At 36.0% G+C, this 23860-nt stretch carries 15 protein-coding genes; all 15 read right to left on the bottom strand.

What is annotated here, in order from left to right:
* Position 1 precedes the first annotated feature (1 nt).
* The 15 genes from I6F10_RS14075 to I6F10_RS14005 all read right to left on the bottom strand — a co-directional run bounded on the left by I6F10_RS14075 (position 2) and on the right by I6F10_RS14005 (position 23856).
* Positions 2-1090 carry a cell division protein FtsZ gene (locus I6F10_RS14075; RefSeq protein WP_197099039.1) on the bottom strand — a complete coding sequence of 363 codons (1089 nt, stop codon included), beginning with the start codon at positions 1088-1090 and terminating at the stop codon, positions 2-4.
* A gap of 73 nt (positions 1091-1163) precedes the next feature.
* A complete protein-coding gene (locus I6F10_RS14070; RefSeq protein WP_197099038.1) occupies positions 1164-2021 on the bottom strand; it encodes a WYL domain-containing protein in 858 nt (285 codons plus the stop codon).
* A gap of 256 nt (positions 2022-2277) precedes the next feature.
* Entirely contained in the window at positions 2278-2883 is a 606-nt protein-coding gene (locus I6F10_RS14065) for a DUF4326 domain-containing protein (protein WP_197099037.1), read from the bottom strand.
* Complete coding sequence (locus tag I6F10_RS14060; RefSeq protein ID WP_024596468.1) at positions 2883-3323, bottom strand: DUF488 domain-containing protein; 441 nt, start codon at positions 3321-3323, stop codon at positions 2883-2885. The genes I6F10_RS14065 and I6F10_RS14060 overlap by 1 nt, the downstream gene beginning before the upstream one ends.
* Before the next feature lie 8 nt (positions 3324-3331).
* Positions 3332-3946: a dual OB domain-containing protein gene (locus I6F10_RS14055; RefSeq protein ID WP_024596469.1), complete on the bottom strand. Its 615-nt coding sequence runs from the start codon at positions 3944-3946 to the stop codon at positions 3332-3334.
* Positions 3947-4140: 194 nt separating this feature from the next.
* Entirely contained in the window at positions 4141-5916 is a 1776-nt protein-coding gene (locus I6F10_RS14050) for a hypothetical protein (RefSeq protein WP_024596470.1), read from the bottom strand.
* 2 nt (positions 5917-5918) lie between these two features.
* Positions 5919-8288: an AAA family ATPase gene (locus I6F10_RS14045; protein WP_197099036.1), complete on the bottom strand. Its 2370-nt coding sequence runs from the start codon at positions 8286-8288 to the stop codon at positions 5919-5921.
* A 3-nt stretch (positions 8289-8291) separates the two neighbouring features.
* A complete protein-coding gene (locus I6F10_RS14040) occupies positions 8292-9746 on the bottom strand; it encodes a hypothetical protein (protein WP_197099035.1) in 1455 nt (484 codons plus the stop codon).
* On the bottom strand, positions 9736-13062 hold the full coding sequence (locus I6F10_RS14035; protein WP_197099034.1) for a DEAD/DEAH box helicase: 3327 nt from the start codon (positions 13060-13062) through the stop codon (positions 9736-9738). Before I6F10_RS14035 ends, I6F10_RS14040 begins: the two co-directional genes overlap by 11 nt.
* Before the next feature lie 7 nt (positions 13063-13069).
* Positions 13070-14500: a protein kinase domain-containing protein gene (locus tag I6F10_RS14030; protein ID WP_024596474.1), complete on the bottom strand. Its 1431-nt coding sequence runs from the start codon at positions 14498-14500 to the stop codon at positions 13070-13072.
* Entirely contained in the window at positions 14493-15185 is a 693-nt protein-coding gene (locus I6F10_RS14025; protein ID WP_197099033.1) for a PP2C family serine/threonine-protein phosphatase, read from the bottom strand. The genes I6F10_RS14030 and I6F10_RS14025 overlap by 8 nt, the downstream gene beginning before the upstream one ends.
* 12 nt (positions 15186-15197) lie before the next feature.
* Positions 15198-15875 carry a vWA domain-containing protein gene (locus tag I6F10_RS14020; RefSeq protein ID WP_024596476.1) on the bottom strand — a complete coding sequence of 226 codons (678 nt, stop codon included), beginning with the start codon at positions 15873-15875 and terminating at the stop codon, positions 15198-15200.
* A gap of 46 nt (positions 15876-15921) precedes the next feature.
* Positions 15922-16257, bottom strand: a complete 336-nt coding sequence (locus I6F10_RS14015; protein WP_197099032.1) for a hypothetical protein — start codon at positions 16255-16257, stop codon at positions 15922-15924.
* A 91-nt stretch (positions 16258-16348) separates the two neighbouring features.
* A complete protein-coding gene (locus tag I6F10_RS14010; RefSeq protein WP_197099031.1) occupies positions 16349-17365 on the bottom strand; it encodes an IS30 family transposase in 1017 nt (338 codons plus the stop codon).
* Positions 17366-17571: 206 nt separating this feature from the next.
* Positions 17572-23856 (bottom strand): DEAD/DEAH box helicase, encoded by a 6285-nt coding sequence (locus tag I6F10_RS14005; RefSeq protein ID WP_197099030.1) that lies wholly within the window; start codon positions 23854-23856, stop codon positions 17572-17574.
* Between the last annotated feature and the right edge of the window lie 4 nt (positions 23857-23860).

Below are 23860 nucleotides of genomic sequence, written 5' to 3'. Positions count from 1 at the left end.
CCTATAAAGAGCTTTTACTAGGTGGTGCAGATTGATTTCTTATAAAAGCAGGTATGTCAAAAATATCAGATGGCTTTGGCTTAGTGGCGACTACTTTAGAGCTTGACTCACTTTTAGTGTCATCAAGTACCATTTTAGAACTCGCGCCCGTAGCAATAACCAGTAGCTCATAATTGGTTGCTAAGGTTTCTATTTTTGAAACACCACAAATAACTAACGCGTTTGGGCTTACCTGCTGACGTACTGTATCGGTAATGAGGTTATAACTACCGAGTGAAATTTCATCTTTGCAATTTACTTGTATTATTACACCCGTACTTGATGACATATCAACTTGATTAACCAGCGGATTGTTAAGTGCCCCATCAAGCGCAGTAGTTAGCTCGCTCTCTTCATTACACTTGCCTACGCCAAGTACAGCATCGCCTTGGCAATCCATAATTTTAGCAAAGTCATTTAAATCAACGTTTATTAAGCCTTGATAGCAAAGCATATCGATGAGTGATTTTATCAGTGAGTGGAGTATTTGGTTGCTATGCTTAAAGGCGTCAAATAAACCAATATCATTACCTAGCACTTCAATAAGTTGATCGTTTGGGAGTGTAATAACAGCATTAGCATGCTCTTTAAGCTCATTTAAACCTGCTTGCGCTATATTATTTCTAAACTGCCCTTCACTACTAAATGGCAATGTAGCAACAAATATAATGGGTTTACCTTGTTCGCTAGCAAGCTCTGCAATATAAGGGCTAGCGCCAGTCCCAGTTCCACCTCCCAACCCTGTTGCACACAGTATTATATCGCAGCCATTAATAAGCGTTAAAAGCTGCTCTTTGCTCTCTTCCGCTGCCTGCAGCCCAACTTTAGGGTCGGCGCCGGCACCATACCCATGCGTGAGCTCAGCTCCTATAAGCACTGCTTCATCACTTTGTGTATGCTCAAGCACCACTTTGTCGGTATTAACGCTGTACAAGTGCGCCTGATCAGACTCACGCTGTTCAAAAATACTGTTAAGCGTATTACAGCCACACCCACCAATGCCAAATACACCGATTGATAAACCATCATTTTGCTGAATTAATTGAAACATAACTACTCCTTAACTTTTAAAGGAGCATAACAAATAGGTGCGTCAATTTTTGACGCACCTAAACTAGTTGGAGTTATTTATAGATGGTAGCGGCCGCTTTAAGCTTTGTAGCGATTCTTTGCCGCAGCTTTTCAGGCTTAATAACTTCAAGCCAATGAGCACATTTAAATAACTCATCGGTTAGTTGTTCAGTATCAATAGTCTGGTAGGTAAGTAATACGTTTTTATCGTCAATCTGTTGCTTGTCAATCAGCTCGCCAAGTTCAATAAAACCTTGATTAACTGCAGAGTGGTTAGGCACTTTTACAATTAACTCGATCGTTTCTTGCTTCATACCTTTATTAATCGCACTGCGTAACGACTTTAACTGCTCAGCACTTGGCTCTCGTCGTGTTTTTTGCAAAATGTGTACATTGCGAATGCGGTAAACCGGCATTTGATAACACTTGTCGTGAAGCTCTCCCACCATAAACTGCGCCATCAACACACCGTCTTGCTCAACTAAGTTATAAAAGCTTAATTCAGCAAACTTTAACCAATGTGCCTCATCGTAAAGCACTCTATAAAGCTCAGCGCTCACAGCACGTTTATGCTTAATCGCATGCTCAATTTGCGCAACTAAATGAGTATCAATATTCACCTTTAACGACGATTTTGGAAGGGTTGCAAGCCAGTCAGGTACATGGCCATTAAAACGCTTAAGAGCCTGCTCTGCTTTAGTATGCACAGAGCGTTTCACATCGCTCGGTACAGATTGCGGTAGTAGCTGCTCTAGCAGCAAATAATGTTCAGCGACTTCACTGCTCATTATTTTAGCGCTACCACCTCGCCACTGCGCATTGATAGACCAACCATACGGCTTACTACGCGTGTCTTTTTCAAGACCGAAGCAGCCTTGCTCATATAGGGATTGAAGATCTCTCTGCAGCATGCGAGTTGAAATCTCGAAGCCCCTAGCTGAAAGCTTAGCTTTCAAGTAGGGTGCTGAAACACAATGTGGAGCTTTTGGTATACACTCCAAAAGTAAATTATACCGCTGAATCTGCATTATTTATAAGAACCTCGCTAATCATTTGATATAAAAGACAACTGGGTTTAATTATTTATTGAAGGGATGGTATAAATCTTTCAATGCATCTCATTGTATTTAAAATATCTATGATTTTTTCTTTCTGCTCTAACGTTGATTACCTATTATCATCCCACTGATTTAAGAAATCAGCCAAAATATCACCATGACAAGCCGCAGGTTTACAAAAACAGCCTAATTTCTTACCAGCTAACTTAAATACTTCACTTTTTTCCTTATTTGGAAATTTCTCAAAATCAAAATCATATTTATATTTACGAATAACTTCGTCTCTATCATCACCATCTTCAAACATTGAATAAGGATTGCCCCAATACGATCCTCTACCAATATATTCATAATTAGGCGTACTTTTTATGCCTTTGAACTCTATATCCTTTTTAATGTTAATGACTCTCGTAACCATAACTTTAATAATTCTTAATGGTATTTCTAAGGATCTAATGATTTTAATTTCATTACTAAATGATTCACCGTCATCAAAAATTATCGCATGAGTTAATCCTGAGTTATCAATCTGCATAATTTGCTCGGCGATACAAATATTATTAGCTTTATTAACATATCCCGTGACTAATTTATTAGAGTCTTGTAAATAAGAGATTTTAAAATTTTCAATGTCGGTTGTGATATTTTTAACTTTTCGATCAAACTTGCTGAAGCAATTGAATAGGTCGGGGTATACGATTAATATATTATCCATTAGTACAAATGTTTTACGGTAAAATTGAAATCTGAATGGGCATTTAAGTACTCAGTTACTAGTCTGCGATGACAAAAGTGAGGCTCATGCTCACTACATAATAAGCAACTATCCTTTAAGAGGCTTGGTTTTAGTATTCGTTCTATATTTCTTCGAGCCATTAAATTTAAAAAACTCTCCTGATAATGCTCCCATGAGATATAACCTTTTTTATAGTTATTAAGTAGCTCTTTAGTCGGTGCTAAATCTGGAATGTGAACATAATCAGAACCACACAATTCTCTCAAAAAGAATTTTAAATCATCTCTTTTAGCATAAGCAGCTAATTGAGATACATTATTTAAACGGACATCTATTAAGGTGGAAACACTTTCATGCTTAATAAAATTGAAAAATGTTTGAGCATTTTTTTTGGTAAAACCAATCGTATTAATTTTCATATTACCGCCTAATAAATTGATGCTACAAGCTTATAGCAATAGCCAAGATATTCTTCGCCTAAGCTAACGCAAAGGATCCCTTTGAGTATTACGTTAGTTTTTAGCAAACTATCAAACATAGGATCTGTTGCAGCTAACTCATACTGAATTCCATTATAAGAAAAAGAACATCTCCTTTTTCCATTATTAGACACAAATAACTTTAAATCCTCAACCTTAACTAAATATAAAGAATTTTGAATTATGATATTACCAGTGTGTATTTTATTAAATGAAACCCTATCGTTCCTTCCCCAAAGATCATTTGGTAAGTCTAAATAATTTTCTAGCTCATTTTCAGCCAATTTATAATGTTGTACCCAATTAGAATCATTTACTTGAAAATTTTCTGGTTGGTTCATTTTCGGAACATGTTGCCCCAGCGTCATTATTATTTTTTGCATTGGTTTAGCTGGATACTGACCATATGGATTAGTGCACATAACTTGCTTGAGGCTTAAAGCACCCCCTGATTCGTCGCTAACAGGCCTAAACCACTCTTTGGTATTAATGTCTTTGCCTGCTACACAGTGTTCACCGTGTTTTATTGAGTTTGCTAATATAACCATTTCTACTTGCTTCATATATCTCTCACTTTACGTATTATTTAAATATGTAAGTGCGACATATATGCCACAAATAAAAATATATTAATTATTAAAAATCAAAAAGTTAAAAACAAGAGACAAAAACACCGCAAAAAAATATAAAATAACTTACTTTATAGTAAGTTACTTTATATTTAAGGTTTGCACTTATAGCTTATTTAATTTGTTGGTTAAGAGTTGAAATTAATAAGAAAAGAGAATCTACCATTAGCTTTTGAACCATTGTTTAATATGAACTCGGACTTTATTTTATCGAAAGTCCATGAGGCTTTACATGCTTTATTTCGGCAATTAGCAGTGAAGTAATCACTCGAAGACTGACTCACACTTTCAGGCTTTGAGGCTTCACTACAAACAGGGCATTGTTTTAAGTATTTTGAAATATTACGTTTAGAAACTATTAAACTGTATAATTCATTATTTGCGTGTTTTTTAGCATTTGCCAATTCATTATCTGTCAGGTAACAGTCATACTTTCCATCATATAATTTACTTATAGAATTCGGTAATTTCACTGGAAAATCAACTAAATACTCTTTGACTATAGTTTTAATGATCTGCTGCTGAAGCATACCTGCTAAGTGTTCCTTACCTAGTATTGTAATAGGAGAAATGGCTAAAATTCTATCGGATTCAATTAACGGGTTTACTTCTGGACAAACAATCAAAGTTCCTTGCACTATTTCATTATCTTTAATCTCTTCGATTAAAGGCTCTGGTATAGCAATTACTCGTGCTACAACATTAGTGTTTCTTAGTAATACCCATTCGCCTTGATTTGTATCCTGGAGATACAATTCAAATGTATTAGCATGTTTTAACTTGATCCCCATACTGTCCTTTTTTAAAGACCAGCCGAGATTCATAAAAACTTGTTTTAATATCAACTCTATATAGTCTTTATAAAGAACAAAGTTCTCTTGTTTTTTCTCTAAAATTTGCTGTGGTGTCAATCGTTCAGTATTTGAATTTTTTAACCACTTTCTCCACAAAGATGCTGCTCTAGAGTAATTTTTATCATGCACCAGAATATTAGTTTGTTTTAGCTCTATTGGTAATTGTACTGCCCTTGGTATCGAACGATATAACTGTTCAGATTTAAGTTGTGATAATTTACGAAGGTTCGCATTTACTTTATCTATACTAGCTTCTGTTTGCTCTTGTAGCTTACCAACATCATTTTCTACAAATGCCCTCCCCCAATCTTCAGATACCTGAGTTACCAACCTATGATCTTTACCATTACCATCTAATGTACCAAACTTCTCAATAAAACCGGTTATTTCTTCTAGTCGCATTTTATATAAAGATAAATAATTAAAAATATGATCAATCAACTTTGCGTAGACAATGTTTTCATATATTACAACCTCATCCTCACTCACTTTTGCAAGTAGCTTCTTAGGGATAATCCCTACAACTGTTCTTTGTTGCCAGCACTCAGAGTGTGCAACCAAATGACTTTGGTAATTATTTGCATAACGTTTTACTCGGCTTGTTGGAAGTAACTCTGTGTCATACCGCATACTCATTCTTGGTGCTGAATTGATTTGAAATAACACTCCATTTTCAAATACTTCATCAATACCCTTATCTAATTCATTTGGCGTAATATCTTTGCTTATTTCAGGGGGTAAAAAGTGACTAAAATCGGCTAGACTCAAGCTTTCATACTTATCATTTATTTGTTTTATTGCATCAAATATTATTGTTAGCTGTTGTTGCTCTTTAACTATCTCATCATTAGTAAATAACTCTTTAGTATCAAAAAAGGATATAGAGCTAGTGTATTTAGTCTCAATTTCTGAAGGTAGTAACGGTTCAAATAATACTCTTTGTTCAAAACCTAATTTTGTATCAGCATTAACCAGGGCATAGCGCCCTGACTGAATTTTTGACACATCATTTAGCTTAATCTTTTTTGATGTTACCCTGTCAAATAACATCTTTAATAAACCCCTTCCTTCTTCCTTAATACTTCAGCTTCAATTATTTTTTCGCCCTTAGTACCATCACCATTAATTGATTTAAAAAGCTCTTTGTAACCGGCTTTCAATTCTTCAAGCTTTTCAATCGAAATATCATAACGCCCCAGTACTTTACCTTTCCTCAACACTCTAGTAATCAACATGTGCTCCAATGCATCAGGAGCTTGCCCGCCACAATCTTTATAAACTGATATAAATCTTAATGCCTGACTTTCCAGACGATTTCCCCAACCAATATCAAATTGACCCTCCAAAATCATTGTAAAGTTGGATTTCAATAATTTTTGTAAAATCCCCTGAATTAACTGTTGATGTGTGTGTTGCGCCTTTACAAATAAATCAGTTACCGAGTTAAAGTCTATAACCGTATGTTTACTCGCTTTCGCTCGCCAGTGTAGTGGTTTTTCTTGTTTTTCAAGATCAAGTGTAAATGCGCGATCATGCGTTTTATCTGCAAATTCAAATGTAGTTTCATCATGGTTTGCCGTACCCATGAACCAAGTATTCGGTTTTAACAATACCTTTCTATCCTCGACAAAGTGTTTGGGAGGGTTAACTACTGATGAGTCCATTAAAACAACTTTACGTTCAAGTTCATTTTGTTCCATCGCTGATAAAAATTCTGCAAAATATTGCTCTGGCCTTGATAAGTTCATTTCATCAAGTAACACAATATTAAAACGATTACTAAATGAAGGTGTATGAGCACGATAGATCGCCTGTAAGCATTCTTTTTCGTAATAACGCTTCTCAAAGGCATTATAATGACCAATCAAGTCATCTCTATCACGCCAGCCAGCTTGCACTGGTACAGGAGTAACTTGTCCACCCACTGCTTTTGCAAACGCATTTACCAAGCTCGTTTTACCTGTGCCTGATATCCCTTGAAAAACATGTAAAGGGCTTAATGCTAAACCCGCAATAAACTTTCTAATTACTTCCAAGTCATAATACAACTCAACATCTGTCGATGTTGCTATTCGGTGCTGTAAATCTTCTGTAAATTCTTTTAATGAATTTATTGGTTGAGCAGCAACTGGTTCACTATGTTTGCGATCCATTAAGGTTAGTTCTTTAAATGTTTCTTGAGACTGTTGCTTTTCTATTAAATCATCCAGCTGGGCACGAATAGCTTCAATACTGTGAGTTAATGCCGCATTGCTGGCTTCCAGTAAATCTTTATGCTTTTGCAGCTCAAGTTTTTCCAGCATACTTAATTTGTATTTACTTTCTCGTCCCTTAACTTCTTGATAACTTTGTTTTAACTCTCGAAGTTCTTCTTCTAATTCTTCTGCTTTTTCCTTGTAGTAGTCAAGCTCTTCTTCAAGATCATCTTCACTTCTTCCTTTTAACTTATTACGTGTGTCTTTTAACTCTTTTTCTAACTCATCCATTCGTTCAAGAACGGCAACTGGAGAGCCAAGCTCTTGAATTCTTGCTTCCCTTTCTAGTTCTTTATAACTTTGTAGGCGATCTGTTAAATCTTTTATCTTCTGTTCGTCACGCTTTCTGTAAACATCCAAATTTTTGAGTTCATTTTCCAATGAAGCTTTTACACTTTGAAATTCCTTTTGGCAATCTTCATATACTTGCTGCTTCCAACTATCTTGAGATTCAAGCTTACTCTTAAGTTGCTCACTTAATAGCTTGTTTTCAGATGCTTTCTTCTCAAATTGAATCTGTTTTTTTTTCAAAATAGATTTTTCGTTTTCAATGCTTTCTCTAATTGCAGAAAAATGAGCTTTCTCTTCTTCTTTTATCAACACTTGTCTACGAGCATTTTCCTCAATCATTTTCAGTTCATCAGCTCTTCTTTGTTCATCTAATGATGATATTTTTTGTTCTACTTTTTGATATTCTTCTTTAAGAGATTCCAAGGCTTCTTGCCTTTCAATAGCGAAACCTGCTTTAGCATTTGCTTCTTGTTCGAATAGTACTTTTTCTTTTTTAGCTAGCTGCTCAAGTTTTGTTAATACACTGCTCTCTTTTGAGCTTAGAGATTTTTCCTTTTCATTTACTGAAGATAACTTTTCTTTATACTCATTTTCTTCTGTATTCAATTTTTCCATTCGCTCCTCAATCTCAAATTTGCTTTGATCTTGAGTCTTTTTTATTGTTTCATTTTCATCAATTAACTGTTGAAGCTTTAAAGTAAGCTCTGATAATTTTTCTCTTTCATCTACATTCAATTTACTTACAAGTTTCTCCTCTGTAGTCACACCTATTTTTTTAAACATATTGTTTAAAACACTACTTGATGTTGCTGAATTAGGTTTTTCTGCAACAGGTATTGCAGGACTATTTCTTCTATTTGTACCTTTCTTGGCCATAACTTAATCCACTAATATTTTTTTTAAAAACTTGTCAACAATGTTGATGTAATGTAACGCTTGCTCTCGAGTGTATTTGGTATTATTACCATGTGAAGCTTCATCTCGATCAAACGATAAGGAATAGACTTCGTCGAATAAAAGCACATCACTTATTAAGAAACTCATAGGATGATGAGAATACTCTTGCATAGAAATAAATATTGTTGCTAAAAGCGAACGCATGGTTGAGCTTCGCCCTATTGCAGTTTGGAATATCTTTCCTGGTTGCACCTTTAAAACGGTCTGAATTTGAGTATTTGTTAGCGTTGTTGCTGTTTCTAGTAGTAAAGTTAATTCTCGTTTTTTTTTGTCATTACTAAGGTTTGGTGTAGGTAAAACTTCCACTCGTTTAAGAGGTTTTTCAACAAGTATGTTTTTACATATAACTTCAACAATTGAACCACAGCTATTTATAACGCTACGGTTTAAACTAAACTCTGAATTCTTATTGCATAGCAGTTTTTCTTTATCATTTAATAATTCAAATAATGGTTCAATCAACCCATTAATTGAGTGAGCACTGGGATATTGAATTAACACCTCTAGCCTTGCTTTTTCTTGCATTAACTGAAGGCTTTCTGTGTAGGTCAACTCTTCATCTTCATGGTTGAATCGTGAGAGAACAAACTTCTGTAAATCAGGCAATGCCTTACTTGCTTGTTCAAAAAGATCATGCATCCAGCTTGCTTTATCACTAAGTGAAAATGGGTCAATGAAATCAAATTTATAACCAGATGACCTATCAGCCCACACCAGAATGTAGTCGGAACTTGATGCCTTTGAGGACAAAATAGCTCTATCCGATGATTTAGCTAAACTATCAACATCGTCCATAACATTAAAAGCTACCCACCTCGCATCACTATCTTTTTTGATAATATCATTGAGTATGAACTCATCCGCTTCATTAGGTGCATTAATGTAGCGCCTTACTTGGTATGCCTGCTCTGTTCTACCTGACGCTCTATCTAATTTAAATGCGAGCTTATTGTTTAAGCCTACAGGCTCTAACTCATTTGATTCGTATGCAACTCTAGGCAGCCACTTTCCTGTAACAGCACATTGAAATATTAACGCTGACGTAATATCAGCATCCTCATTAGATTCTAATAACTTAATACCTTCAGAAGTTATTTTGAAGTTTTTATCTAACCAACCATTAGGCTGCATAGTTGCAGTTAGAATATACAAAACCATATCTTCTTCTAACCCTAGCCATTCTGCTATTTGGGTTGAAGTTAAGCTTCTACTGCCTGTTACTTTTATAAGTTCAAGAATTGTTTTTTCAAATAAATTTAACATCCGCCCTTTCGGTGATGATAAATAAACTTCCTTGCTGTACACCGGCCAGGCAAACAGCTGAGAGTGCTTTACCCTAGGAAATTCTGACATTCTGTAATAAGTATTAGCAAACAATTCCTTTCTCCTTTTGGCATAACTCACTATAAAACTTAGGGAAGCCAACAAGTACCCTCTCTTCAGATGAGCAACTTTCACCCTCAGGCATTAATTGATTTAAATGCTCGCTAGCGAGACTTTTGTCACCAACAACAATTAATAATCTTTTTTGGCGAGACATAGCTACGTTAATACGATTTGGAATTCTTAAAAAACCTAACTGATTGTTCACAGACTCCTTAGTTAAAGTATCAGGCTCTTGCCAATGCCTTACCGTTGAAAGTAAAACGACATCAAATTCTTTCCCTTGAAAAGCATCTACTGAACCTACACGGAAACGCTCGTCACCATTTGATAGACTTGTATATTCTGTTGCTACTACATTTCCAGCCACACTTTTTTCCATCACTCCATTACTTATCATTTTTTCAATAATCAAATCTCTTTGGGCTGCATAAAACGTGATAATCCCTACACTTAAATCGGGCCTTGCTTGTAGAATCCTATATGCTTCATCAGCAACAATAGTTGCTTCACAATCCCTATACTTGGAGCCATTTTTAGAGCGCATTTTTCCCTGAGCTTGAGTAACATTAATCCATGCAGCAAGCTTTCCTTCATAGTGAGGTACATCAAGTGGGAAATTAGAATCACCCAAACCTGCCTTTATTGGTGGTAAACCAAATAACTCATAAAACTCACGGCTTATAAAGGCACCTAATTCTGGATGCATACGAAATTGAGTATCCAACATGACAACCCGTTTATGATCACTTGAACCATCTTGCTCAAACTTCATTAATGAATGATATAAACGCTCAAATAAACTTTGTTTGAGCAGCTCTTGATCTGTTATATCAACTTCATTTTTTTCTTGAAGTTCTTTCTCAACTTTAGGCTCTAACATATGAGGTAACTGACGGTGATCACCAACCAGTACAACTCGCCTACTAGCCATAGCCATAGGAATCATCAAATCTAATGGGTTTGCTCTAGCCGCCTCATCAACAATAACGGAATCAAAATGTATATCTCGACTATGCTCAACAGATTTGATGCCAGCCATCGGAGCACCCGCAGCTTGCTGACACGTAGCCCCCAACACAGCACTGTACTCAGAAAGAGAGCTTTTTACCTGCTTCTTTTCAACTGATAAAGCTTCTAAGTATTTATTACGGAAATATAATTGCCCTAGTCTTGGGGTACTCATCAAAGAAAGCTCCAATTCATCAACTAGGCTATTTAAACTCTTTAGCTCTCTAGAATTTAACCATCTTTGATTCGGGAGTATATATGTGTCTTGAATTGCCTCAATAAGCTCATTTTTTAGAGTTGATAATTTTTTATAATTAACATTAAAAGTATCGAAACTTTCAAACTTGGATGCTATAGCACAAGTCGTATCACTTTCTTTTAATATGGTAATTAACTGTGCTAAACGTAACTCGCCGTCATCAGCATACGCTACTTTTTTTGTTCTAACGGCTCTTGTTGCAACTAATAGCTTTTCCTTAAATACTTTAGTTAATGAAAATGCTGAAATAACAGAAAAGCGCTCCAATAAACGTTCAATGCTTTTATCTTGTTGTTGAGATACTTTAATTCCAAAATCAATTGCCAGTCGTTTCATATACTCCTGCAAAAACTTCAATTGCTCATAAATATCATGTGGTTTGATGGACGTTTTTATCCGAAAAATAGTTGAAGTAATAAGTTCAATAAGCTGAAATTCGCTATTGGTAGAAATTTCTTTTTCAATTTCAGGGGCAAGTTTATTAATTATTTTCTGAGTCCAGCTATCTACCGATGTCGTTTGCTGCTGACTTAAATCACCAACCTTTCCTCCTACTTTTATCGCTGGAAGCCCAAATACTCCTGATCTTGCAACAACATTATCAACAGCATCGTGTTGATAACTAGTTAACAATACTTGGTGCTGAAGTGAAGCATTAAGTTTGTTACCTTCTTCAGCAATACGTTGCTGAATTGCTGAAATAACTTGAGTCTTACCTGTTCCAGGAGGACCAATAATCAAGGCAATGTCAGGTGTATTAAGCGCTACTTTTAAAGCTTTCTCTTGCTTCGAAGTTAATGATTTACCTTGTAACTGTTTTTTAAGGGAACTAGTTACTGCCCTAACCTTTTTCACCTTTACTTCAGGTGGCTGTATACCTTCCAAGATGAATTTTAATTGCGGTAAAGGATTTGCTGACTCTTTTAACAACTTAAATGCTGTTTGCTTACGTTCATGCTGCTTTAACACTCCATTTAAAGAAACATACATGACACCTTTTTGTGGTGGACGTTGGCGCAAATTAGCAATTAAGTCGTCATTTTTAATTGCTATTTTACTTAACAGTAAAGGTTTAGCATCACTTTCAAATTGATGCTCAGTAGAAGAAAGCCAGCTAGGTGGTTCTTTACTAATCTGTAACTCTGCATCATATAATGAATAAGACTCCCCAAGCATTTCTAATTGACTTTTATATTGTTCAAAAAAATGCTTTAACTTCTCACTACCAACCTTGAACTTAAATCTTATCTCTTCATCTGAGTCACTTGAAGCCGCAGTATATTCAATAAACCCCGCAGCTTTAGCTACACGCTCATGTTGTTGCCAATCCATTTCAGAGTACTTTTGCCAAAGCCTAAAATAGCTGGCAGAATCTTGTAAGTGTTGCTCAAGAGATAATTGATATTTATTAGATTTAAGCTGGGTTTCAATTGACTCTAAAGTAAACCGATGCTCACCATAATAAACATATAAATTGTCATAAACGCCATCAAAACTGCGAATAGATGTCAGTAACCATTCATTTTTTACTTTATCGATAATTGCTTTATAGTCTATTCCAATAATGTGAAATGTTGTTTTAGAATTAGCAATAAATTCTACAAACACACCTGAATGATTTTCTTTAGTAAAAATAAACTGATCGAAAAGCCATTCTTCAGCAGATTTAAAGTCTGTCACTTTGCGATCAATTTTATTAATCGCATCAATAACTATATTTTCTAATTTAAAAGTAATATCTTCATTGTAACTATCAAGAATATGCGCATAACGAACGGCTAATGCGTTACTGTTTTTATAGCATGCAACACTTATAACCGAATCAGCAATAGAGTGACTAACAGATATTGCCAACGCTGAATTATTAAAGCTCACTTCTGAAAATAAATTTTCAGCTCCTTGTTTTGCATAATAACTACCACTTTCTTCGAATAGCTCAACTAACTTACCTACCTGCCAATTTTTATTAGCGTCATGCTTGTCTTCAAAAGTAAGTTCAACTACAGCCTGCTGTAAACATTTAGTATTTAATAATTCCATTTAAACCTCACACTAGCTGCCAGCAATAACTAGCTAATAAACTTTGATACTCAGGATTTTTCTCTGCAGCTTTTGGCCAAGTTGTAAATAGATAAGGGTTATGCATACCTCTTCGGTTAAAGGGTATTCTTTGCTTTCTACTGATAACATGTTCTTCAGTAGATTTTGTTCTTGATATTTTGCAAACAGCGCTAGATTCAGGAAGAAAATAAATATCTCCATTTTCCATAGATATATTTAAATCAGCTTCACTTTCAAACCACAGCTCAGTGTTATAAGGTGAGGAATTGAAGGACAATGATCCTCCATCACAAATCACTCGAAAATGATTCGTAGAAACCATTTCTTGATTACTATACTCTCCACCGTCTTCATTAACCGTAGGTTCAAAAATAAATTGTTTAAATACTGCATAATGTTCAGTGCCAACCTCTGCTGGACAAAAAGGGCATTTCTGCTTTTCTGACTGCTCAATGTAAAAGTAGTCTCCACCACACCCTGGACACTCAATAAGATGATCTAACGCTTCTTGAATAGCATCGCGCCATCGCGCCATTGAAGGTCTTTTATATGATTCATTTTTACCTTGCTCAAAGCATTCTGAAAACAACGTAATTAGTTTTTTGTTTGCAACAAGATTAATAGATATACCTCCAGTACTCTCATTGCTATCATCATTTGAGTCATAAACCCAGGGTAGTTCACCTTTATAAGCTTGTTCCTCTACAACCTCTGGTTCACCATCTTCAACATAAACTCCTTTATAAGGATGCTGATGAGTTAATAGCTCAAACGTCATCACTGCAAATGACCATTGATCAGTCAAAGCACTAACAGGCATTTCATTTCTCACAACTTCTGGTGCACCATACCCTGGGGTATGTAAATGCGTATACCCTTCTCTTTCATTAAAACAAAGGTTGTCACAATCTATAAACCAAACTTCTGAATATCGAGCATCTTTAGATACAAAAATGTTAGCTGGTGATATATCGCCATAAGCATATCCACGGCTATGAAGTTCGGCTAATGTTTTAGCTGCCTTAAGCAAAATATCTAAACGTCGCTTTAAACCACCAGTTTTAATAAATTCACTAACACTCTCATTATCAACCAAATCATTAAAACTAGTTTCCAAAACTTCTTGTAGTGGTATCAGTCCATCCATAAGTTCAAGAACATAACCAATCCTAGGCTTTACAATTTGTATTTTTGGAAGTGCCAAATTTAAATCCGACAGGTTTTGCCTCAAACACCATGATATTTGATCATTCCATTTTTTAATTTTATCGGTATCTTTAGTATTTAAGATTTTAACTAAAATCCCATTCATTTGGGTGGTGCAAACAATCCCTTGGCCACCTTCACCAACCCGAGATTTTAATTCATAAGCGTTGTCGAGTTTGTCATAAACCGTACTTTTTCGTTTTTCAGTCATTTAATATTACCACTGCAATTGTTTTATCATCGGTATGATTAGGTGTTGGCCATGCTTTTAATAACGTCATTAATTTCTTTTTTAATGTTCTACAACTTTTACTTTTAGCATTACTTATTACTGATGAGCTAAACCCAACATGATCATCAATATCCTCTGATATTCCATCAGTCATTAATGTTATCCCTTTTTCGCCTTCAGCAAGACAGGTTGAACCTATAAGCCAATCTGAAAGCTTCTTACTAATGCCCAATCCTGTTGTTTCATTAGAAAAAGTATCTGTCTCATTAGATGACAGTTGCCGGAGATTAGAAACAATTTCACCATCTCCAACTTGAAAGTACCGGAATTGACCTTTGTTATTACCCCAAGTCAACAACAGCGTTGTTACGGCATCATTTGAGGAAATATCAGAAGCTTTTAATTCACATAGCCAATTTGAATAAATCAAAGTCACTAACTCTTTATCGGATATATCAAAAGCGCTACGCATACAAACGTCTATAGCAATATTTACTGCTAATTTGGAGCCTATATCAGAAAGCTTTCTCGACCCCATGCCATCGGCAACAGCAGCCACCCAAAAACCATTAGAAATTTTGCATTTAGCAGCATCTTGATTGGATCGCTGCTGCTCTATATGAGCAGGGCCAATTAAAGTGGCTGTAACAAATTTAATACTCATCAAATAATACTTTTATAACGGAATATCTAAATCATCATCTGCCAATTCTTCAACCACATAGTCTAGAGTCATCACATCATTAGGCTTCTGACTCCTTGAATGGTTTGATACGCTCATCGTTACCGCTCGGAAGAAACGAGATATTTCAGAAGCATTTTTAGCATAAAATAGAGGAGCTTCTAAATCATTGCCAAAAGACTTAAGTAGTTCATTATCAGCATCTGCCCCTATTGATAAAGCAAATCGAGTTGCTTTTTTCGCTCGGTCACTTTCAAGTAATTTAGTAAATGAAGCTTGATAAGCGTCGGTTGGATAACCATCTGACGCTAATATAATGACAGGGCGATAAGCCCTTGAAGGTATAAGTTCTTTATCTTCAATTATTCCCCTAACTAGATCACAAGCTTTTCCTAATGGAGTTCCACCATCAGCCACTAAGGTATCCACATGTTCAATCTGATGAGCAGGAATCATTTTTAGATGTGTTTTTGCACTACCACCAAACGTAACAACTGTTAGGTGAATTTCTGCTCTCATTCGCCCTTCTGTTGAAAAACTAGTGATCATGTCTTTGAGCGCAGAGTTTAGAGCTTCAATCTTGCCTTCTATTCCCATACTACCACTCGTATCAGCCATGATAATTACGGGTAAAGGGCGAGCTTTTGTTGCTACAAATTTATTTAGTTCCATGTAAAATCCTTTAAGTTTGATTAACTCTGTGTCAATCAAACTTTAATTAATGTAAATGTTTATGATTATGCTTATATGGACGAACTTTTCTTAAGTCCTTGTTACGGAAGGTAGTTAACACAGTCCCTTTTGATGACATAACAAGTTGAATTCCATTCATATTTTTTAACTCTGGCTCTATAGAACCATACTTTTCAATCTCTTTATTTCCAATCACACGATAAACGGCTCGTCTTGCATGTATCACTCGACCATATTTATAAGCTAGCATTACCTGCTTTTTAGATATCCCTCTTTGTCCCTCTCTAACCAGGGCGTGTTTACTATTGGTTACTTCAGGTAATACAAAAAATCGATCATCCTCTGTGACAATAAAAGCCATTACGTTTTCCTCATATGATTAGATAATCATATAAAGCGAAAACCGTTCCAAATATAAAAAGACGCGGATTCAAATCTGAAGTGCATAACGTTTAGGCGGCTTTAGCCGCCAAGTGATCCTGCATCAATTTTGCAGGCGTTTCAAATCCAAGTGTCTTCCTCGGACGATTATTAAGTTGCTCAAGTACTGGTATAACTTGCGCTGGTGTTACCGCCTTAAAATCGGTGCTCTTCGGCCAATACTGACGTAGTAATCCATTCGTGTTTTCATTCAATCCGCGGTCCCATGAGTGATAAGGGTGAGCAAAATAAACAGGAACACTTAAAGCCTCTGTGATTTGCTCGTGATAAGCGAACTCTTTTCCATTGTCAGCCGTGATGCTATGAAGCGCTGACCTATATGGCCTTAATAGCTCTATCGTCGCCGTAGTGACGGCTTGTGCTGTTTTGCCTGCCACCTGAGTTGATACAGTGAATTGGGTGACCCGCTCTACAATGGTAACAAGGGCGCCTCGATGACCTTTGCCTATGACGGTATCTATTTCCCAATCTCCGATACGACCTTTCTCATCAACTATTTGTGGGCGCTCTTCAATGCTAACGCGATTTTTTATTTGCCCTCGGTTTGTTTTACCNTCTTCAATGCTAACGCGATTTTTTATTTGCCCTCGGTTTGTTTTACCATGACTGCGCTTGTGATATTTCTTACCGTGTCGGCGCAGATGTAGGTATAACTCACCACCTGCTTTTTTATCTTCCCAGATATACAGATAAATGCATTCATGGCTGACAGACCGTTCACTTTCTTTGCGTAACCATCCCGTTATTTGTTCAGGACTCCACTTCTCATTAAGCTTCTGTGTAATTAAAGCTATCATTTCAGGTGTCATCTTAAGCGGTTTTCTTACACTTCTTCGGCGAAACAAAGCCCGCTCATGAGCTTGTTTGTGTCTGTAACCTCGCTTACCTGTATTTCTAGAAAGCTCTCTTGAAATCGTAGATTGCGATAAATTAGTTAGCTCAGCAATACTTTGTTGCGTAAAACCGCTTTTCTTTAGAACGGCGATCTGGCATCTTTGCGCATAGGTCAGTTGTTTGTAATGTCTCATTGTAAAATCTCTTGCCGGAGAAAAAGCAGTTAGTTTATGAGCAACTGACCACTTAATCTAGCCAAAACAAGTTATGCACTTACAATTTGAATCTAGGAGATATAAAAACAATAGGTTAATTATTTTTTAAATCGTAGCGTATAAAACAAATTACATTTTAGTAATTTTTATTACCTTAATGTAATTTGGTTAAAAGAGTTTAATAGCTATGATTTATTTATATATAAAACAGTTTTCCAATCAAAACCGTTTTTAAGGCTCCCATTTTCCCACGCTTCAAACATTTGAAATAATTGCTCACTCACATCTTTAAAATCGAAATAATGTTTATTCCTCGGAAGGTCATGATTCCAGTAGCCAACTCCTTGATCAAAACCAATACAATATTCGTTACCATTTTTGAATTTAAGAGTAAGCTCTCTTCGATGCGATATATCCGTTTTATTTTCGTGTAAATCAATAAAGCAAGGTAACTTAATACCTTCTTGAAACCACAAGTTGATCACCTCAACCATATCTGATGAAATATCCCAATCATGATTTATAAAGCGTCCAGCTCCCGGCTTAGATGAGAATAATGTCTGTAGTTCAAATGAAGTTTTAGAATTAAAAGGCAACCCTCTAATAATTTCTCCTAACATAATCATGTACCAAGGTGATTGAAGGTATCTATCTGTATAAGCAACCTCTATTAACTCACCATCTTTAAATTCATTTGCTAACGGCTCATATTCTCTACAAATAAATGCCCAAAACCTGCCACCAAATGATTTTATTTCACCATTAAGCTCAGTGCTAAACTCAACTCTTGCACCGTCAGATAGGTTAACAATCCACTGGGATGTATCTATTTCACTAAATTTAAAATCTTGCGATAAGCTAGATTTAACTAACATATCCTCACTATTACTTTCTAACCAGTATCCATTGGGTGACAGCATTTCTGCGCTTTGACTAGCAATTGAAACTGATTTATTAGCAGACTCAACCAGAGCGACCATACTGCCATTAGTTAACTCTTTATTTGGTTTTAGTAATTTTATACCCAGTTCTTTATATCTAAGTAAGCTGCGTTTATCATTTTCTCCAAATTGAATGTTTGGTAATACAAAAGACAACTCAACCCCATTAATTTGTATCATCTGATAAATAAACATGTGAACTTGTCTGGCATCCAGATCCCATTCATTAGTTTCTTTTGATAACCAAACTTTGATAGAGTTAGCCCCTTTATTTATTTGGTGAGAAATGCACTCTTTTATCGATTCATGACAGTATATTGATCCAGTTAGATACTCAAATTCAGAAGGAAGTGAAATAAACTTTATAAAGTCATTACCTAACCATTCAGTTGCAGCTTTTCTGTCTAAATGATTGGTATCATGTCTTGTATTTGAATCTAACAAGCATGAAGAGCAAGCTTTATCACAGCTTGATGAACAAGCTAAATTTGAGTGCATATCAACCAATAGTTTACCGATGAAACGTGCTGCACTAGTAGCAAACCCAGCACCACCACTTATTGCATCATAAAGTTGTATGACCATCGCAGGTAAGTTTGAATTCAGATCTCTAGAAGGTCTAACTGCATAGCCAATTTCAGATGTAGAGATACCTAATTTATGAGCTAATGCGTTTCTTAATGAAACAGCTAAAGTTAACGCTACTGTTTCTCCTTCATCAGATACATCGATATATTGTCCTGTAATCGGATGCTTTAATGTCAACTCAAATGCATCCGTCAGGCTTGTACATCCAATGTGAATATCAGAATGCACAGTGGCACTACCATCACAAGGTAGCTGATAGCCATCAGAGTCTTTAGATTTAGGGGTGGATATAATTGGCCTATGTTCTGAGATTGGTGATAACCCTATTGGGAACTCACTATCTATTGTCATCGACTCTGCTTTCCCACAAGATAAACAAACTGCGAAGCCCGTTCCGTTCTCTCCTGATGAGTGTTGAAATAAAGTTGCATTATTACCATAACTCATGAATCCAGTAGCAGGGTTTGGAAGCGGAAATTCTTCACCATTTAGTGATAGCCAGCCTGGCTGAACTGGAATATAGTTCTGTCTAGTAATATCATTACCTGGAGAGTCAAAAAAGTCAGTAACAAAGCCTGTTGGTTCAATTGTTTTTTTAGTTAAAGATGAAGGTATATCACGATTACAACTAGAACACTTAAGTTCATCTGATGTAGAACTAGATCTATCGATGCCTGTTTGGCCACAGTAACTACACTGCCATGCAACATCAAACTTTTGTGCTTCTTTAGCGCTACTACCTAACTTTTGCCAATTAAGTGAAATACCTGCAGAGCGAAATACCCGCCCATCAATAACTAATTGTGCTCCAGGCGCATATTCTCTAATCGCTACCGCTAAGTTACGACTAGGCATACCTCTTAATTGAGATATATTATCTTCACGAAATTTTGCTTTAGACTTTTTCCCCTCTTTGTCACGACGAAAATCAACTATGTTTGAGTTGTTTAAAGTAACAACATCTGTCGGAAACCCGTAGCCAGGTAAGAAGGCTTTTGCTGCTAGTTCTTTTAAAAGATACTCTTTTCTATGTCTAGCCAATTCAAGAGTTATTCTATACTCAAATGGAGAATCTTTTGATGCACTTTTTAATGCTGAGCTTAAATTATTCAACTGAGATAACCATGAAGCCTGTAGTTTTTCTATTGCTTTTTTAGATGAATTAATGACACTACGAACTTCATTTCCAGCTAACGCCGTGCCTCTCACTAAACTTTTTAATGCTTCTTCAATAGGAACTGAAGCCGAATCCATCCAAGCTTTGAACTTGTCACAGGTAGAAATCCCCCCCTCTTCAGATTCGTAGAACCATTGTAAATTTAAAGATGTTTTTTCTTTATCAGTAGTACCAATAACATCTCTTAAATATATTGATAGCAATAATGAGTTTACATGGCGTGCAACCAATCTAGATGAGTCTAATGAGATTTGAGGTGCGGGTATTTTCGTTACAAATGGCCATGCTGTATCATTGAATACCTCACTATCATGAGGGTTACTTTTACAAAGTGTATACGCTATTGCTCTAGATTCATTGCTACGCCCTGCACGCCCTGCTCTTTGCAAATAATTAGCCGGGTGAGGGGGCACATTATTCATTACAACGGCAGAAATACCGCCAATATCAACACCCATCTCCATTGTTGTTGAACAGTTGAGAACGTTTACTTTTCCTAGTTTGAAATCGTCCTCGTAAATTTTTAGCCGATCAGCTGATTGTTGAGCTGAATGTTCAGCAGTACGATAATAAAAGCCGCCCTCTAACACCCTGTCATTTATATCAGTCCAGAGGTTAAGTTCTCTCATTTCTTTTATTTCAGAGTTATTTTTAATGAATTCACGAACTCTTGATAAATCAGTTTGAAAATCTCCTGTTTCTTCAAATGCATCCCACAACTGAGGTAACTTAATAGGTTTACAGGAATATGATTTTGGATCAAAACTCTTAAGATGAGTGGGTAAATAAGGGGTTAACCCGGTAAATGTTGTATCTAAAACTTTATTTGTTGATGGACATAAAAATCCATCACACATAAGGCTAAAAGATATGTTTCTTCTATCTAAATAAAATTTACCGTTATCATTACTCAATAAATTATATTTTGGGTTAGTTAAATGACTCCATGCCTTGGCTAACCAGTCATTAATTAATTGTATATCCGTTTCGTTATCTAATTTTAGACTTCCTCCTAAAGCTAGTAACTTCCCTAAACGATTAGCAACATTTTTCTTTATAGAAGGCCATTTTTTTACTCTGTTTTCATTACTATCATCACTTGTTGGACTAATAAGAGTTTTGGCTGCAAACTTAAAGCCAATCCATTGTCTCCAATCATCATCAAGCTTAAAGTAGCTGTTATCTCTTACATAAAAATCTAAACAAATTTTTAAAAAATCTTTCCAGTCTTGTAATGTTAATTGCTTACTGGACCAATTATCCGGTAAGTCCGTTATTTTACCTAAATTATCATATGTGAGTTTAACTAATCCTTGAGTCTCTAGGTTATGGTAAACCTTAGGCCTTCTAATAAACTCCCGAGTAAGCAGCATATCCGCTACTTTACGTTTTCCCGTATCAGTACCAAATATTTCTTGGTTTGCATATTTGTTATAATGGAGAATGTTGGTATTAATATCTTCTTTAAGCATTAATTCTGTAAGCATTTCTTCCCAAGAAATATTTACAAACTTAAGAGTAGAGCTTCCACTTAATTTAGCATTAATCTCTTCATCAATTTCAGCAGCTTTTGCTGGCATTATAGCCCTTAACTGATTTGCTAGCTTCTTCAGCTCTTCAATATTTGTGTCATCATCAAGACGTTCCTGTTGAGGGGATAGTAATTGTTTCTTTTTAATGATTTCAAAAACTAACCCTCTTAGTTTACTTTTTTCAGCTTCCTGCTGCATTTTTACCGCCATCCGTGCCGTACCTTGACGGCTATCAGTAAAGGTGATTAATTTTCTACCTCTTCCTGGCAGGCTATTGGGTCCTAATCCATCAACAACTTCTGCATCTGGGCAGAATTCTAATAATGTTGGTACAACGTTAGCTACATAGAATGGAGAGCCAAGCATTGCTCTCCTTATTGGTTTATTTCCTGAATAGCCTTTATATGAACAATTTCCACATTCATTTTCATAGTCTTGATATAGATATAACGTAATATCTTCCTCTAAGCCTCCAATAAGCCCAGATGTTTTATTAATACCAACACTTATAAAATTCCCTTCCCTATCTGGAGAAGCTAATAATGTAATTGGTGAAATATAATGCTTTTTATTTGAAGCTCTAGAAGTCGATTCTTCAGGATCTTCATCTACGTCTACTAACAATGAAAATTCATCAGATACATTTGTTTCTCGTTGAGCAATTGCATGGTTTTTCTCAACGGCAAGTAAGTGAGGTTCATTGCAGTCATTACAAAAACCGACTTCACAAACTAGAGCAGTACAGTCACACCGACTTCTCTGTGCAACATACACATTACCAAAAGGCCAGTGATCTTTTAATACGGTACTGTCTTTTGTTGGACAGTTTGGATCTATACAACTCCATAGACCATTTAGCATTCGTTGAAATAAATGCGCTCTTACTTTCAGAAATGCTTGAGAGCTTTTATCTGACTTAGTCCCTGTTAATAAGTCTACCCACTTAAGAACTAGCTCTTGATTAAAATCATCATGTGGAAATCGCCCTTGAAGAAACTCGACTAAATCCGTTAACTTAATAGGTTTATCACTTTGAACAAATTTATCTCGAATTGTCTTTGCAACTTCTGATTGGCATAAAGCTTCAAACCTTTTAGTTGAAACATCAGGATCAAAGTCCTTTGCTTTATCTGATTCATTCGCTTCAATAGCTGATATTTGCGCTAAGGAAAGAGTATTCTTAATATTAAAGCTCACCTCTGGTATTGCTCTCTTACCACCAATGACCACGACTTGGTTTGGTGATACTCCTGCAAGCTCAGCTAAAAAATTTTGTAGCTGTGCTTCAGCATCTTCATCAGCAATTGTTGCCGACGTTGCGACAAACCTTACATTCTTAGCCTCTACACCAAAAGCTTGCAGCACTCGCCTTAATTGCATTGAGAGTTCCGCTGCTTGTGAGCCAACATAAGTATGTGCTTCATCAAGAATAATCCAGCGCAATGACTGCTCTGCTTTAGATTTATTGATAATTGGTGCATCAACATTACGCACCAACATATATTCCAACATAGTTCCATTTGTAACGAGTATTGGCGCAGGCTCTCTACGCATCAACTCTCGTGAAAGTATTTCATTGGGTACTTGAGATTGCTTTGCTCGTACCTTAATCTCACTATTTTCAGTATTTCCGTTATACAAACAAAAACGTATATCACCACCAAAGTCTTCTGTCCACGCATGTAAACGTTCGCGTTGTGAATTTATTAATGCATTTAGCGGGTATAAAAAAATGGCTCTGATCCCCGACAGTTTCTCTTGTTTTCTTTGTTGCTCACGGTAAAGATCTTCAAGAACTGGCACCATAAAACACTCTGTTTTACCTGACCCCGTACCACTCGTAACAACGACTGATTTAACATCGTCACCTAATAACGTTTCCCAACTAGCTAATTGGTGCGTATAAGGATGATACTCTGACTTAAACTGGTACTTATTCTCGACTACTTTGCCCTTATTATTTGTAACTTTTGCTTTATCGAGAGATGACATTACTTTAGAAGATAAGAGTTTATCATCGACTAAATCTTTCATTTTTGGCTCAGCTTGTGTCCAACCAAAAGTATGCTCAAATAATGGGGAGGCTAAAAATGATCCCTCATCTCCGCATTTACCCTGCATTTGTACTTGCAGGTGCTCTCTTAATTTAGGGTTCGTGATCCCCAAAACACTCAAAGTTGATTCTTTCGCTCTGCTTAATGACTGCTCTACTAATGCTGAAAAATAATTCATTGAT

The organism is Pseudoalteromonas sp. SWYJZ98, from assembly GCF_015864495.1.
Taxonomy (GTDB): Bacteria; Pseudomonadota; Gammaproteobacteria; order Enterobacterales; family Alteromonadaceae; genus Pseudoalteromonas; species Pseudoalteromonas distincta.
Note: the sequence above shows the minus strand (reverse complement) of the source record. Positions and strands in the feature narration are given on the sequence as shown.

Bases quoted from the DNA above. Each gene is read 5' to 3' on its own strand.
- I6F10_RS14055 (WP_024596469.1), bottom strand. From the start codon at position 3,946: ATGAAGCAAGTAGAAATGGTTATATTAGCAAACTCAATAAAACACGGT.
- I6F10_RS14020 (WP_024596476.1), bottom strand. From the start codon at position 15,875: ATGGAACTAAATAAATTTGTAGCAACAAAAGCTCGCCCTTTACCCGTA.
- I6F10_RS14030 (WP_024596474.1), bottom strand. From the start codon at position 14,500: ATGACTGAAAAACGAAAAAGTACGGTTTATGACAAACTCGACAACGCT.
- I6F10_RS14075 (WP_197099039.1), bottom strand. From the start codon at position 1,090: ATGTTTCAATTAATTCAGCAAAATGATGGTTTATCAATCGGTGTATTT.
- I6F10_RS14025 (WP_197099033.1), bottom strand. From the start codon at position 15,185: ATGAGTATTAAATTTGTTACAGCCACTTTAATTGGCCCTGCTCATATA.
- I6F10_RS14005 (WP_197099030.1), bottom strand. From the start codon at position 23,856: ATGAATTATTTTTCAGCATTAGTAGAGCAGTCATTAAGCAGAGCGAAA.
- I6F10_RS14015 (WP_197099032.1), bottom strand. From the start codon at position 16,257: ATGGCTTTTATTGTCACAGAGGATGATCGATTTTTTGTATTACCTGAA.
- I6F10_RS14035 (WP_197099034.1), bottom strand. From the start codon at position 13,062: ATGGAATTATTAAATACTAAATGTTTACAGCAGGCTGTAGTTGAACTT.
- I6F10_RS14060 (WP_024596468.1), bottom strand. From the start codon at position 3,323: ATGAAAATTAATACGATTGGTTTTACCAAAAAAAATGCTCAAACATTT.
- I6F10_RS14050 (WP_024596470.1), bottom strand. From the start codon at position 5,916: ATGTTATTTGACAGGGTAACATCAAAAAAGATTAAGCTAAATGATGTG.
- I6F10_RS14045 (WP_197099036.1), bottom strand. From the start codon at position 8,288: ATGGCCAAGAAAGGTACAAATAGAAGAAATAGTCCTGCAATACCTGTT.
- I6F10_RS14065 (WP_197099037.1), bottom strand. From the start codon at position 2,883: ATGGATAATATATTAATCGTATACCCCGACCTATTCAATTGCTTCAGC.
- I6F10_RS14070 (WP_197099038.1), bottom strand. From the start codon at position 2,021: ATGCTGCAGAGAGATCTTCAATCCCTATATGAGCAAGGCTGCTTCGGT.